Origin of the sequence: Longimicrobium sp., from assembly GCF_036388275.1 — a bacterium.
In the GTDB taxonomy this organism is placed as follows: Bacteria; Gemmatimonadota; Gemmatimonadetes; order Longimicrobiales; family Longimicrobiaceae; genus Longimicrobium.
This window is the reverse complement of sequence record NZ_DASVSF010000083.1, coordinates 32,719-46,852: the sequence shown is the minus strand read 5'-3', so window position 1 is coordinate 46,852 and position 14,134 is coordinate 32,719. Positions and strand designations below refer to the sequence as shown.

The 14,134-nt window shown below is 69.9% G+C and carries 12 protein-coding genes; 7 read left to right on the top strand and 5 right to left on the bottom strand.

What is annotated here, in order from left to right; translation table 11 throughout:
• Positions 1–121: 121 nt before the first annotated feature.
• Entirely contained in the window at positions 122–532 is a 411-nt protein-coding gene (locus tag VF632_RS17170; RefSeq protein WP_331024155.1) for a DUF5615 family PIN-like protein, read from the bottom strand.
• Complete coding sequence (locus VF632_RS17165; RefSeq protein WP_331024154.1) at positions 511–1,215, bottom strand: hypothetical protein; 705 nt, start codon at positions 1,213–1,215, stop codon at positions 511–513. Before VF632_RS17165 ends, VF632_RS17170 begins: the two co-directional genes overlap by 22 nt.
• A gap of 267 nt (positions 1,216–1,482) precedes the next feature.
• Between VF632_RS17165 and VF632_RS17160 the strand changes: the two genes are divergently transcribed.
• Both VF632_RS17160 and VF632_RS17155 read left to right on the top strand, forming a co-directional pair.
• Positions 1,483–2,826, top strand: a complete 1,344-nt coding sequence (locus VF632_RS17160) for an HD domain-containing protein (RefSeq protein ID WP_331024153.1) — start codon at positions 1,483–1,485, stop codon at positions 2,824–2,826.
• Positions 2,823–3,953 carry a sensor histidine kinase gene (locus VF632_RS17155; protein WP_331024152.1) on the top strand — a complete coding sequence of 377 codons (1,131 nt, stop codon included), beginning with the start codon at positions 2,823–2,825 and terminating at the stop codon, positions 3,951–3,953. The genes VF632_RS17160 and VF632_RS17155 overlap by 4 nt, the downstream gene beginning before the upstream one ends.
• 303 nt (positions 3,954–4,256) lie before the next feature.
• Here the strand turns inward: VF632_RS17155 and VF632_RS17150 are convergent, their stop codons facing one another.
• From VF632_RS17150 to VF632_RS17140, 3 genes are read right to left on the bottom strand one after another with little or no spacing between them, the layout of a single operon-like run.
• Positions 4,257–4,640, bottom strand: a complete 384-nt coding sequence (locus tag VF632_RS17150) for a response regulator transcription factor (protein WP_331024151.1) — start codon at positions 4,638–4,640, stop codon at positions 4,257–4,259.
• A complete protein-coding gene (locus VF632_RS17145) occupies positions 4,637–5,614 on the bottom strand; it encodes a HAMP domain-containing sensor histidine kinase (protein ID WP_331024150.1) in 978 nt (325 codons plus the stop codon). The genes VF632_RS17150 and VF632_RS17145 overlap by 4 nt, the downstream gene beginning before the upstream one ends.
• Positions 5,615–5,653: 39 nt before the next feature.
• Entirely contained in the window at positions 5,654–7,441 is a 1,788-nt protein-coding gene (locus tag VF632_RS17140) for an ABC transporter ATP-binding protein (protein WP_331024149.1), read from the bottom strand.
• Between the two features lie 118 nt (positions 7,442–7,559).
• On the opposite strand from VF632_RS17140, the gene VF632_RS17135 reads away from it, so the two are divergent.
• From VF632_RS17135 to VF632_RS17115, 5 genes are all read left to right on the top strand, one after another.
• Positions 7,560–8,447: a hypothetical protein gene (locus VF632_RS17135; RefSeq protein ID WP_331024148.1), complete on the top strand. Its 888-nt coding sequence runs from the start codon at positions 7,560–7,562 to the stop codon at positions 8,445–8,447.
• A 181-nt stretch (positions 8,448–8,628) separates the two neighbouring features.
• A complete protein-coding gene (locus VF632_RS17130; RefSeq protein WP_331024147.1) occupies positions 8,629–9,387 on the top strand; it encodes a Rad52/Rad22 family DNA repair protein in 759 nt (252 codons plus the stop codon).
• Between the two features lie 703 nt (positions 9,388–10,090).
• Positions 10,091–11,272 carry a hypothetical protein gene (locus VF632_RS17125; protein WP_331024146.1) on the top strand — a complete coding sequence of 394 codons (1,182 nt, stop codon included), beginning with the start codon at positions 10,091–10,093 and terminating at the stop codon, positions 11,270–11,272.
• Positions 11,273–11,594: 322 nt separating this feature from the next.
• Positions 11,595–12,998, top strand: coding sequence for a dihydrolipoyl dehydrogenase (lpdA, locus tag VF632_RS17120; RefSeq protein WP_331024145.1), 1,404 nt, complete (start codon positions 11,595–11,597; stop codon positions 12,996–12,998).
• Between the two features lie 145 nt (positions 12,999–13,143).
• Complete coding sequence (locus tag VF632_RS17115) at positions 13,144–14,088, top strand: tyrosine-type recombinase/integrase (protein ID WP_331024144.1); 945 nt, start codon at positions 13,144–13,146, stop codon at positions 14,086–14,088.
• Positions 14,089–14,134 lie beyond the last annotated feature (46 nt).

The following is a 14,134-nucleotide window of genomic DNA, read 5'->3' as shown; positions in this document are numbered from 1 at the left end:
ACCGAACCTGCCTGTGCGCCGCGCCCCGCAGCGACCGAGGGATCCGCCACACAACCCTCGAAGGGCACCGACAGCCGAGGCGTGTACTCTCCGTGAGCCGGTGAACCCGCCGCATGCGGCGTCACCGGATGTGGCGGTTCTCCAGGCGCACGACTCCCCGTTCGCGGATCAGGAAGACGAACGGCCGGTCGCGCCCGCGGGCGATCCGCTTGATCTCCGGCCAGTTGTGGATCAGCGCCCGTGCGATGGAGCAGAAGTCGTCGAGGCTGTCCTTCAGGAAGAATGCGCCTGTCCCGAACTGCTCGATCAGTGCTCGCTCCGGGGCGCGGCGCAGGATGCGGCGGTCGCGGCTGACCAGGAACCACCCGTTCTCGCCCACGAACCTCAGCACCTCGGGATCCAGCACCCCGTCGCGCCCGAACTCGTCATACACGTGGGTGGTCCGCTCTCCCATATGCGTGCGCATGGCGGTGGCCAGCCGCTGCGGCATGTTCTCGTCGAAGAGAAACGTCAGGCCGCGCGGCTCTGCCATTCGCGGAACCGGAGAGCCGCCTGCACGTGTTCGGGTTCGATGTCGTACGTCCACGCGACGCGGTTCACGGCCCCCGCGCCAAAAGCCGGAAGCTCGGCGTCGTAGGCGGCGGCCAGCGACCGGGCCCTGATCCCCACCTGCTCCACGACGGGCGCGCCGAACGCCTTCATGGGGTCGACCACGATCCCCGCCGCCTTTCCCATCGGCCACCACCGCCGCGCGACGTCGTTCACGTCGAACTCGATCTGCTCCAGGTACGGCTTCACCAGCTGCGGCATGGCGTGCTGCCCGTGGCCCACCAGCTGGACCAGCGATTCCGAACCGTCCTCCTCGCGCAGCGATCCGTACAGGCTGCCCGGGTCCACGTACAGGTGGCGAAGCGCGAACGGGTGGTCGGTCGAGAACATTCGCGCCGCCACCCGGGCCGCCTCCTTGATCTGGTTCCAGGAGACCCCCGCCCGCTCGAACGCGCGGATGTACAGCAGTTCGATGAGCTCCACGAAGGTGATGGCCTTCTGGCCGTCGACCCGGGGCAGCTCGGTCCTGATCAGCGGCGGATGCGCCTTGTGCTGGTCGTTGCGGGTGCGCGAATACCCCCACGCCCAGCGGTTCACCGTGTCGGGGCGCTCGTTGAGCAGAGACGCCGCCTCGCTGGGCGTGTAGATTCCGGTTCCGATCTGCATGGGCGCCTCCTGCGTTCGGGACGGCCCGCCTTCCACAAATGGACATGCGGGCGAGGTCACAAGGCTAAGTCAATTCCTCAATAAACGCAAGGGTTTTCTTTCACAAAGCGCGTACTCCGTTCACGCCACATGTGGACATTCGCGTACCACCTGTGGCGGATGCTGTATGCCGCTCGTCTTGGCTCGCGAGCGCGACGTGCCCAGTGTGCGCGCCGGGGCTGGGCGCCTTGACACCCCGCCCCGCCCGCCGGTACACTCCCGCCCCTCATGCATTCCCGCACCGATCCCTCGCGCGAGTTCGAGGTCGTTCGCGACCCGCTCTGGAACACCATCCGGCTGGACGCCACGGCCGTCCGGATCATCGACACGCCCCAGTTCCAGCGGCTGCGCCACATCCGGCAGCTGGGCCTGGCGTACCTGGTGTATCCCGGCGCGGTGCACACGCGCTTCGACCACGCGCTGGGCGTGTACCACCTGGCCCGGATGGCGCTGACGTTCCTGGGCGACCGCGGCGAGCTGGGAAGCGTGGACCCGGTGGACTGCCGCCTGGCGCCGTACGCGGCGCTGCTTCACGACGTGGGGCACTACCCGTTCTCGCACGCGCTGGAGGAGCTCGGCGAAGAGCTGGTGAGCAGCGACCACGAGGAGCTGGCGGAGCGGTTCCTGTGCGCGGAGCCCATTCGCGGCACGCTCGAGGCGCTGGCCCCCGACGCCCCGGCCCGCATCGCCGACATGATCCGCGGCCGGTCGGAGTCGCCCCTGCAGGGGCTGGTGTCGGGGAGCCTGGACCTGGACAAGATCGAGTACCTTCGCCGCGACGCGCGCTTCTGCGGCGTTCCGTACGGCGAGGTAGACGTCGACCGGCTGCTGCACGCCATCGCCATCCTCCCCGATCCCCACACAGGGCTCGCCGAGGTGGGCATCCACGAAAAGGGGCTGTCCGCGCTGGAGTCGCTGCTCTTCTCCAAGTACCAGATGTTCCGCAACGTCTACTGGCACCACGCAGTCCGCTCGGCGACGGCGCTGTACAAGCGGCTGGTGCACGACGCGCTGCGGGGCGGCGTGATCGGGGCCGAGGAGCTGGTGGGCCAGTCCGACGAGCGGCTGATGACCATATTGGAGCTGCGCGCGGCGGACATGGACGATCCCGCGGCGCGGCGGGTGGCGGACCGGTGGATTCCCGCGGTACGGCGCCGCCGGCTTCCCAAGCGCGCACTGGAGCTGCCGGCGGAGGCGCTGCGGGGGATGGCGGGGGATACGTGGGTGGCGTCCGACGGGGAGCTGCGGAGCGCGCTGGAGGCCCGGCTGGCGGGCGAGCTGGGGCTCGACGAAGGATGTGTGCTGGTGGACTACCCCGAAAAGCCGCGGATGCTGGGGCTGGACCTGTTGCTGCTCCGCCGCTCCGGCGCGGTGCAGCGCCTGACGGAAAGCGGCCGCGCGGGGCTGATCGGCCTGCCGCAGGTGTCGCACGACCTTTACCTGAGCGCCCGGGCCTTTCGCGTGTTCACCATGGAGCGCCGGGAGATTGCCCCCGACCGCCTGATGCCGCTGCTGTCGATGGATGCCGAAGCCGCGCGTGCCCGCCTGGCCCGGCCGGAGCCGCTGCTGTGACGGAGGGACAGGCGCACGCGCTGGCGCGCGGCGGCGGCGAGCACCTGCTGATCGCCGAGGACGATGCGTCGGCCGCGCGCGTGCTGCGGATGATCCTGGAGCAGGCGGGATACCGGGTGAGCGTGGCGGCCGACGGCGAGACGGCCATCCGCTTCCTCGACGAGCAGGGCGCCCCCGACATGCTGCTGCTGGACTGGATGCTGCCGGGAGTTTCGGGGCTGGAGATCTGCCACTACGCCCGGCAGCGGTGGGACGCGCTTCGCCTGCCCGTGCTGATGGTGACGGCCAAGACCGATCCCGAAAGCGTGTACGCCGCCTTCGACGCGGGCGCCAGCGACTACGTGACGAAGCCCTTCCGCGGGGCCGAGCTGCGCGCCCGCATCCAGTCGCACCTGCGCACGCGGCGCCTGTGGGAAGAGCGGCAGCACATGGAGGAGCACCTGGCCGAGCGCGACAAGCTGTTCACGCTGGGGCTGCTGTCGGGAAGCGTGGCGCACGACCTGAACAACCCGCTGGCGGTGATCAGCGCGCATGCGCAGCTCCTTCAGCGCCGCGCGACGGACCCGCAGATGGCCGACCAGCTGCGCGAGATCGTGGACGCGGTGGATCGCTGCACCCACATCGTCGGCGACATGCTGAACTTCGCGCGGCGGCACCCGGCGGAGCGCTACCCGGTGGACGTGGGCTCGGTGGTGACGGCGACGCTGGGAATGCGCGAAAAGAAGCTGCGGACGACGGGCGTCGAGCTGCAGGTGCAGGTTCCCGACGACCTGCCGGCGGTCAGCGGCGACCGGCACCAGCTTCAGCAGGTGTTCCTGAACGTGGTAGTGAACGCCGAGCAGGCGTTGGCGGAGAGCGGGCGCACGCTGCGCGTCACCGCCCGGGCGGATCATCAGGCGGACCCCGCGGTGGTGCTGGAGTTCTGGAACGACGGGCCGCCCATTCCGGCCGACCAGCTTCCGCGCATCTTCGATCCCCTGTTCACCACCAAGCCGGGGGACGAGGGGACGGGGCTGGGGCTCTTCATCTGCCGCCGCATCGTTCGCGAGCACGGCGGGCGCCTGGACGTCAGCAGCGGCGACGAAGGCACGGCCTTTACGGTGCGTCTTCCTGCCCTGCTGGAGTAGGCGAGGGGATTCCGCGCACGTTTCGGCCTGGTGGGCCGTCGCGTCGGCTGTGCTTGGCCGCTCAGGGCTGGGGGGAAGAGATAGGGACGGCGCATCTGCGGCCAGGAGCGCGTCCGCACTGTGTGGCGGATCCCTCAGTCGCTGCAATTCGTAGTGTACGGGCAGGTTCTTCGGGGCCGCTCCATCGGGATGACATCCGGCGGCTTCGGCAGGTGCGGCGGGCGTGCAGGTGAAGCCCCGGGCGGGACGCGACAGCGGCCCGAGCCGGGGCTTTCCGCTTTCCAGCCGTGGATGTGGTGGAAATCAGGCCGCGGGGGACGCGGTCATGAAGCCGGGGAGGTCGCGCACCAGGCGCTGGGTGTCGACGGGCTTCACCAGGTAGGCGGCGCAGCCCGCGGCCAGGCACGCCTGCCGGTCGGCATCTTCGTCGCGGCCCGTGAGCGCGACGACGGGGATGTCCACCGTGGCGGGATTGGCCTTGAGGCGGCGGACCACGTCCAGCCCCGACATGTCGGGAAGCCCCATGTCCAGCAGCACCAGGTCCGGAGCGTGCTCGCCGGCCATGCGCAGCGCCTCGCCACCCATCCCCGCGCCCATCACCCGGTACCCCGCGTCTTCCAGCAGGATGGTGAAGGCGGTGCGGATGGCTTCGCTGTCCTCGACCAGAAGGATGCTCCGCTCGATCACCCCCCCGCGCCCCCCACGCCGCGGGGCGCTTCGCCCTCCGCCGGAACCGCCTCGGTGGAGGGAAGGGTGAAGAAGAAGCGACTGCCTTCGCCCAGCCCGCTTTCCACCCAGATGCGGCCGCCGTGCAGCTCCACGAAGCGCCGGGCGATGGAAAGGCCCAGCCCGGTGCCGTGGTGGATGCGCGCGCGCGACGAATCCACCTGCGCGAACTCGCGGAAGATCAGCTCGTGGTGCTCGGGCTCGATGCCGATTCCGTTGTCGGCCACCTCGATCTGCAGCCACCCCGGCTGCCCCGGCGCCGCCCGGGCCTGCACCTTCACCCACCCGCCCTCGGGGGTGAACTTGATGGCGTTGCCCATCAAGTTGCGCAGCACGTGCGCCACCTTGTCGCGGTCGGCCCACACGGGGGGGAGGCCCTCGCCCAGCTCCACGCTGAACGTGAGGTTCTTGCGGTCCAGCAGCGACTCGTTCATTCGGCGCACTTCGGCCACCATCTCGCGAAGCCCGAACTCGCCCGGGCGGATGTCGATGGTGGTGGCGGTGGAGCGCGCGTAGGTGAGGATTTCCTCGATCATCGCCAGCAGCTGCCGGCACGAGCCGATCATCGACTCGATGGCGTCGCGCTGCCGGGCGGAGATCTCCCCCAGCAGCCCGTCGCGCAGGATTTCGCCGTAGGTGACGATGGCGGTGAGGGGCGTGCGGAGCTCGTGCGAAACGTTGGTCAGGAACTGCGACTTGGCCACGTCCAGGTTGCGCAGCTCCAGCACGCTGCGCTCCAGCTCCTCCACCCGCGCCTCCATCTCCACTTCCGCGCTGGCGCCGTTGATGCCGTTGGCGCGCACCTGCACGACGATCGCGCCCGCCGGCTTTTCCGGGGGCGGCTCCACGACGCGAAACCCCTCGCGGGCCAGCACCTCGCGCAGGCGCTGCGCGGTGCCGGAATCGCCCTGAAGGTGAACGTGAAGGTGTTCCATGCCGATCGGCGCGGGTGGGAACTGATGCCAGGCCCGAATCTAGACCCCGCCTGACGCGGCTGCAAGGAGATCGTCGCCTTCCACCTGCGCCTCCAGCATCTGGCGCCGCTGCAGGGCGGCATACAGCCCTCCGGCGCGCAGCAGCTCGGCGTGCGTGCCGCGCTCCGCCAGCCGGCCGTCATCCAGCACCAGGATCAGGTCCGCGTCCATCACCGCCGCCACGCGGTGGCTGACGATTACGCTGGTGCGCCCCGCGAAAACCTGCTTCAGCCCGTCCAGGATCTCGTGCTCCGTGTGCGTGTCCACGGCCGAGAGCGCGTCGTCGAGCACCAGGATGGGCGCGTCGCGGGCCACGGCGCGGGCCAGTGCCGCGCGCTGCTTCTGCCCGCCCGACAGGTTTATCCCCCGCTCCCCTAGCACGGTCGCATATCCGCCGGGAAACTCAGACACCGTCTCGTCCAGCCGGGCCACGGCCGCCGCCGCGCGCACGCGGGCCAGGCGGCTGGCCTCATCGGCCTCGTCGAACCCCAGCGCCAGGTTTTCCTCGATGCTGGCCGAGAACAGAAAGGTATCCTGCGGCACCAGGGCCACGGCGTGCCGCAGCCGCGCCAGGGGCCAGCGGTCCACCGGCACGCCATCCACCGTCACCGCACCGCCGGTGGGGTCGAACAGGCGGGCCAGCAGCGACACCAGCGTGGATTTGCCCGAGCCGGTGGGCCCCACCACGGCCACGGTGGAGCCGGCCGGAACGAGGAAGCTGATGTCGCGAAGCACGTCGCGGTCGGCGCCGGGATAGCGGAACGACACGCCGCGGAACTCGATCTCGCCGCGGATGGACTCCGGCGCCGCGGCATCGGGGGCGTCGCGCACCCGCGGCTCGGCTCCGAGAACTTCCGAGACGCGGGCCATGGAGGCGGCGCCCCGCTGGAACAGGTTGGTCACCCACCCCAGGGCGATCATGGGCCAGGCGAGCTGCCCCAGGTACAGCACGAACAGCACGAAGTCGCCGATGGTGATGCGCCCGGCCAGGATGGCGCGCCCGCCCGCCAGCAGGGCGACGGCCATGGCCAGCCCGGCGAGCAGCCCCAGGCTGGGATAGAAGAGCCCCGACGTGCGCGCCAGCTCCACGTTGCGGCGCATCGCCTCGGCCGAAAGCTCGCGGAAGCGCGCGGACTGGGGCGCCTCCTGCCCATACGCCTTGACGATGCGCTGCCCGGCCAGGTTCTCCTGCGCCATCGTGGACAGCAGGCCGATCTGCTCCTGGATGCGGGTGAAGCGGTCGTGGATGATCCGCCCGAAGCCTACGGTCACCGGCGGCAGCAGGAGCATGGGGACCAGGGAGATGAAGGTCATCCACGGGTCGATCCACGCCATCCGCACCACGGCGATCACCCCGAAGACGAGCGTGTTGACCAGGTACATGTACGCCGGACCCGCCACCATCCGCACGGCCTGGATGTCGTTGGTCGCGCGCGACATGATCTCGCCCGTGGGGTGCCGGGCGTAGAACGACGCGTCCAGCGTCAGCAGGTGCGCGAAGAAGTCGTCGCGCAGGTCGGCCTCCACCCGGCGGCTGGTGCCGTTCAGGATGTCGCGCATCCAGAAGCGTCCCAGCCCCGTCAGCAGGGCCAGCCCCACCGAGATGGCGGCCCATCGCGCCACGTCGTTGCGGGTGGCGCCTGGCTCGCTGAGCGCGTCGACGCCGTGCTTGATGGCCTCCAGGCTGAGGGCGGCCACGCCGTTGGCGGCCACGACGGCCAGCAGCCCCAGCGCGATGGACAGGCGATAGCGCCGGAGGTAGGGAACGAGTGCCTTGAGCGCCTTCATGGACCATTGGGTACGGGCGTTGCCCTTGTAACCCGGCAATCGGGGGGCTGACGCGGAACCTGAGCTTAGGGTCGCCCTGGCCGAAACACAAGCAATGACCTGACGAAGGAGCCGTTTCATGACTCACAAGACACTCGCTGCCGCCCTGGCCCTGGCGCTGCCGCTGTCCTCCCTGTTGGTCGCCTGCGGCCAGGGAGAGGACACCTCCGAGCGCGCCGTGCTGGAGCGCCGAGCGCTGGAGCGCGACCTGAGCCTGGCCGCCATCACCCCCGACACCACCATCGAGGTGCGGGGCGAGGACGGCCCGCCGGTGGACTCGCTGGCCACGCCGCGGCCCCTGTCGTTCGCGGCGCCCGCCCCCGCGCCGCAGCCGGCCGGCCAGCCCGCGCCGGCCGCCGAGCGCAGCCAGCCCCGGAGCAGCGCAAAAGCCCCGGCGGAGCGAGGGTCCTCGGGCCCCAGCTACGTGACGCGCACGGCGCCCAGCGGCAGCACCTTCGGCGTGAGCTTCAACCAGCAGGTGAGCACGCGGACGATGGGCGTGGGCGACACCTTCACCGCCACGCTCTCCGAGTCGCTGACGGACAGCGAGGGGCGCACGGTGATCCCCGCGGGCGCCACGGTGCGCGGCCGGGTGACCCGGGCGCGCCCGTCGGGCAACGTGACACGCGGGACGGACCTGGCGGTGACCTTCACCTCCATCCGCCACAACGGGGAGACGTACCCCATCGACGTGACGGTGGTGGGTGAGCCCGGCGTGCAGCGGCGCAGCCGGCAGAGCGCCGGGCGCAAGGCGGCGACCATCGGCGGCGGCGCCGTCGTGGGCGGCGTGGCGGGCCGGGTGCTGGGCGGCGACCGGCGGAGCACGGTCCGTGGCGCCGTCGTCGGCGCGGCGGCGGGGACGGCGGTGGCCATCGGCGGCCAGGACATCGACGCGGTGATCCCCGCAGGCTCCTCGGCCACGGTGCGGCTGGATGCGCCGGTGCGCGTGCGGCGGGAACAGCGGTAACTACGCAATCACGGTCATGAAGGTCACGGCGGGGCAGACGCAGGTCCGGTCTGCCCCGCGCTCGTCGTTGCCCCTCCCCTCCCTTGACGCCCGAACAAAACCCGAATAGATTCCGTAGCAGGATGAGCGGGTCCGGCCGCGCGGTGGCGGCCGGTGCTACGAGAGCGTGGAGGGTAACCCGATGGTGGAGATCGACTTCAAGGCGCTTCAGGACTTCTTCGAGCCCGACGCCATCGAGTGGCGGGTGCAGACCGCAGGCGAAAAGAACGGCCGCGTGTGGGCCATCTGCGTTCCCTACGTCACCAACCGCGCCATCCAGGCCCGGCTGGACAACGTGGTGGGGCCGGAGAACTGGCGCAACGAGTTCGCCCCCGGCCCGGACGGCGGCGTGGTCTGCGGCCTTTCCGTGCGCGTGGGCGGCGAGTGGGTCACCAAGTACGACGGCGCCGAGAACACCGACGTCGAGGGCGTGAAGGGCGGCCTTTCCGGCGCCATGAAGCGCGCCGCCGTGCAGTGGGGCATCGGGCGCTACCTGTACACGCTCGACGAGACCTTCGCCCGCGTGCACGAGGGCGGCCGGTTCCGCGGCAAGACGCGCGATGGCTCGTCGTTCCGCTGGGACCCGCCCGAGCTTCCGGTGGACGTGCTTCCCGCCAGCACCCGCACATCCACACGCGCCGCGCCCCAGCCGGCACCCGCACCCGCGGGCGAGCACGAGGCCATGCTGGAGTTCGTGCGCACCGTGGGGCCGCGCGTGGGCGACACCGCCGAGATCCGCATGAACCGCAAGGCGCGCAACCTCAAGGAGTTCGTCCGCGAGAACTGGGCGGCGATCAAGGAACAGCCGCGCATCGCCCGCGCCGTGGTCGAGGCCATCGAAGCCGCCACGGGGACGCCGTTCGGGCAGGGCACGCTTGCCGAGCAGCGGCAGGCAGCTTAGGCGGTCGGCGGAAGCACGGAAACATCCCAAGGCAGGTCGGAGCGCTTCGGAGAGGGCCGTGCAGTCCCCGGCTGCCCTCTCCCCCCGGCCCCCTCTCCCGCAAGCGGGAGAGGGGGAGAACTGCACCACACTCTGGGCGCGCTCCAAACATCAACTCGCACTGAAGTAAGCCAGTCTGCGAAGGCAGACTTCTGTGGTCGTTGCAGCGACTTCAGTCGCCCGGGCGGAGCCGAGACCTGCACGCGGGTCGTACGCCCCGGAGCGCGCCTGTCATCCCGAGGAGCGGCCACGGGATCCCTGCCCCTACGCCCGTACTCCGCAGTGACCGAGGGATCTGCCACACACGCTGGGCGCGCCACACGGTCCTCCTCGCACGAGAACAAGCCAGTCTGCGAAGGCAGACTTCGTGTGTCTGTTGCAGCGACTTCAGTCGCCCGTGCAGAGCCGAGGCCTCCACGATCGTGACAGCCCGGGGAGCGTAGTTTCCGCCGCGGCATTCCGTTTGCCTCTTCCCGCCATCGCCAGCAAACACGCGGATCTTTTTCGGAAAGTCGACTCGGCCAGTCAGCCGGGGGGCTCACCCGTGCCCTCCGTTCCGACGTTCCCGCTCGACAGGCGCTGACGGTTCCCGTCGCGCCGCTCCGGCCGCTCCCATCTCCCTGCCACACGGTTGAATCCCCCGGGATCAACCGACCGGACACCCATGCCCGACGCCCTTCCCGCAGACCAGCTCGTCCCTGCTTCCGCGCCAGTTCCCAGCGCGCCGCCGCCCGATGACGCCGACGACGACGGCGTGAGCGGCCGGTGGCGCGAGATGGCGCAGGCCGCCGCCGGCGAGGTGCGCGAGCGGCTGGCCCACGTGCGCTTTCCCCAGCTGTCGCCCGGCGACCGCGAGCGGATCGCGCGGCGGCTACGCGAGGCGGTGGAGATGGCCCTGCGCGTTCCCGAGGGCCGGCCCGACGAGCTGGCGGCGGAGATCCGCACCCTGCGTGAGGCCAACCCGGACGTGTCGGCGACGGACCTGGCGTGGCGGCGCACCCGCGAGCGCGCCCGACGCGCCGCCGCGGCGGGCGCCGCGACCACCGTTCCCGCCCTGGTCCCGGGTGTGGGCACCGCCCTGGCCGCGCTGGGAATGGTGGCCGACTGGCACTTCGTCGCCGAGCAGCAGCGCGACCTGGGGCTGGAGATCGCCGCGTTGTACGGGGTGGAGCTGGCGGACCCCACCAGCGAGGTGCGCGGGCTGTTCCTGGCGTCCACCGGGCTGGCGCTGGGCGCGGCCCGCGCGGGCGACGCCGCGGCCAAGGCGGCGTCGGCGCAGGTGGCGCGGCGGTGGATGAGCCGCCTGGTTCCCGGCCTGGGCGCGGCGGTGGCCGGGGGACTGAACTACGTCAGCACGCTGGCGGTCGGGCGCACCGCCATCGCGCGGTTCTCGCACGAGGCAGGGGTGGAGGTGCGCGGCCTGTCACCCGCCGCCATGCACCCCGCGCTTCCCCGCCTGCGGCAGGCTACGGTGACGGCCATCCAGGCCGCCGCGCTCGGCGACGGCACCGTCCCCGTCTACACCCGCGAGCAGCGCGAAATCCTGGAGCACCTTTCCCAGGCCGAGCGCGAAGAGCTGCTGGACCTGGCCGTGCTGGGCGCCGCGGACGAAGGCGTGTCGTCCGAGGAAGAAGCGGTGCTGGCCCACATCGCCGGCGAGCTGGGCTTTGGCCCGGCGGAGCTGGACGAGGCGCTGCGGGGTGCGCGGGAGGGCGTGCAGTCCGTCCGCGGCCGCTTCACCCGGCTGGTCGGCCGCGCCGGGCGCGGCGGCGCCGACACCGCGCGCCATCTGTGGTCTCGCGCGCGGCGCCTTTCCAGCCGCGGAGAAAACGCCCATGGAGACTAATTCCCACTTCCTTCGTGCGCTTCCACGGCTAACGGCCACCATCGTCCAGGCGCCGCGCGCGGACTGGCTGCCTCGCTGGATCCGCTGAAAAGAAGGCCTCACGAAGAGCCGCAGAGACGCAGGAAGAGAAACGACAGAGGGGAGAACTGGATCAGCCCGGTTCTCCTCCTTTTTCTGGTTGGCGGTTGCTCTGTTGTCTCTCTCTGCGGCTCTGCGCCTCTGCGTGAGGCCCAACAAGTTGCTCCCCCGCGCCACACTCCGTACTTTGGTCCCCCCGTCGCTCGCGCGGCGGACTGCGACCACTCGCAACCTGAGGTGAGCGTTGGCGGACAACAGCTTCGACATCGTGGTGATCGGCGCCGGGCCGGGCGGCTATGTGGCCGCCATCAAGGCCGCGCAGCTCGGATACAAGACGGCGTGCGTCGAGGAGACGTTCCTGGGCGGGGTGTGCCTGAACATCGGCTGCATTCCCACCAAGGCCCTGCTGGAAAGCGCGGCCATGATCCAGCACCTGGCCCACGCCAAGGAATTCGGCGTCAACGTGGGCGAGATCAGGACCGACATGGCGCAGGCCGTCAAGCGCTCGCGCCAGGTTTCCGACCGGCTGACCAAGGGCGTGGCCGGCCTGTTCAAGAAGAACAAGGTCACGCACATCCCCGGGCGCGGCCGGCTGGCCGGCAAGGGCCAGGTGGAGGTCACGGCCAAGGACGGCGGCAAGCAGACGGTTTCCGCCAAGCACGTGATCATCGCCACCGGCAGCAAGCCGCGCGACCTGCCGTTCCTGAAGATCGACCACGACCGCGTCTGGGACTCCACGGACGCCATGATGGCCCAGGAGGCGCCCAGGACGCTGGCTGTGGTGGGTGCGGGCGCCATCGGCTGCGAGTTCGCCGACGTGTACGCGGCCTTCGGCACCCAGGTCACCATCATCGAAATGGCTGACCGGGTGCTGCCGCTGGAAGACCGCGACTGCTCGGCCGTGGTGGAAAAGAGCTACAAGAAGCGGGGGATGAACATCCTCACCAGCGTGTCGCTGCAGAAGGCCGAAATCGGCAAGAACGGCGTGACGCTCACCATCACCGACGCCAAGGGCGGCTCGCAGACGCTGGAAGCCGAGCGGGTGCTTTCGGCCATCGGCCGGGTGCCGCTGGTGGACGATCTGGGGCTGGAGAGGGCGGGCGTCAAGCTGACGGACCGCGGCTTCATCGGCATCGACCGGCAGATGCGCACCAACGTCGAGGGCATCTACGCCATCGGCGACGTGGCCGGGCCGCCGCTGCTGGCGCACAAGGGCTCGCACGAGGGCATCGCCTGCATCGAGGGCATCCACGGCGACCCGCACGCGGGAATCGACTACAACAACATCCCCAACTGCACCTACTGCCACCCAGAAGTCGCCTCCGTGGGGCTGACGGAGGAGCAGGCGCGCGAGAAGGGGCTCGACATCCAGGTGGGCAAGTTCCCCTGGATCGCCAACGGCCGCGCGCTCACCGCGGGCGACACGGACGGCTTCATCAAGGTGATCCGCGATACGAAGTACAGCGAGATCGTGGGCGCCCACATCGTGGGGCCGCACGCCACGGAGCTGATCGCCGAGTTCGTGGTGGGCCGGCACCTGGAGAGCACCGTCGAGGAGATGGACCGGGCGATGCACCCGCACCCTACCCTCTCCGAAGCCGTCGCCGAAGCGGCCCTCGCCGCCCTCGGCCACGCGCTGCACATCTAGCGCACGCGCCGCACCGATGAAGACGCCGAGGCCGGCTCCGGGATCACTCCGGAGCCGGCCTCGAAGCATTTGGCCGCGCGTCAGCCGCCAATCTGTCTACGTTGTGCACTTGTTCTGTCCCTCCGCACCCGCACAGGACTAGCCGATGACCGTCGCCGAGGCGATTGAGAGCTTCGTGTTCCACTGCAGGTATGAGAAGAACCTCAGCCCTCGGACGCTTGCTGCGTATGACACGGACCTAGCCCAGTTCGCCCGGGCGCTTCCGCCCCTGGCACTAGCCGATGTCGCGCTGGTGGGGAAGCTCGAACTCCGCGCCTACATACAGCAGCTGTTTGAGCCGTACAGCGAGAAGACAGTGAAGCGAAAAGTGGCGACACTCAAGGCGTTCTTCCGATGCCTAGAGCGCGAAGGAACAATATCCACTACGCCATTCCGTACGATGGACGTGAAGATCCGAGAGACGCGGCGTGTACCTCGTACCATCCCGCTCACTGAGGTGGAGCGCCTCTTCCGGTTCCTGTACGCGCAACGGGGCGTGGGCCCGGCGTCCTCCATGGATGACTTCATCTTGGCACGCGACACCGCCGTGTTAGAGGCAATCTTCGCCACCGGCGCGCGCGTCTCGGAGATCTGTCACCTCGAAGTGGGGGACGTAAATCTACGCGACGGCTGGATGCGCATTCTTGGAAAAGGCGGCAAAGAGCGCGTTGTGCAACTCTGCACTCCCCCGATCATCGCCGCGTTGGCCGCGTACCTCACCAGCCGGGATGCTGTATCGCCACGGGAGTCATACTTCTTCCTCAATCGCTGCGGCCGCCGCCTATCCGAGCAATCAGTGCGCGCCCTGCTGAAGCGTCACGCGATGCGGGCCGGCATAGAAATGCCAGTCCGTCCCCACCTGCTCCGCCACTCTGTCGCCACCCTGCTACTGGAGGAAGGGGTGGACATACGCCATATCCAACACCTGCTTGGCCACAGTTCTATTGCAACAACACAAATCTATACCCACGTCAATGCCCGGAATCAGCGCGAGGTGCTAGCGACAAAGCACCCGCGACGCCGATTACGTGTGGTAGCTGACCTATTCTGATCTGCTGTAACAGCTTAGCAACATCAAAGGCGATGTCAGAGGTGTT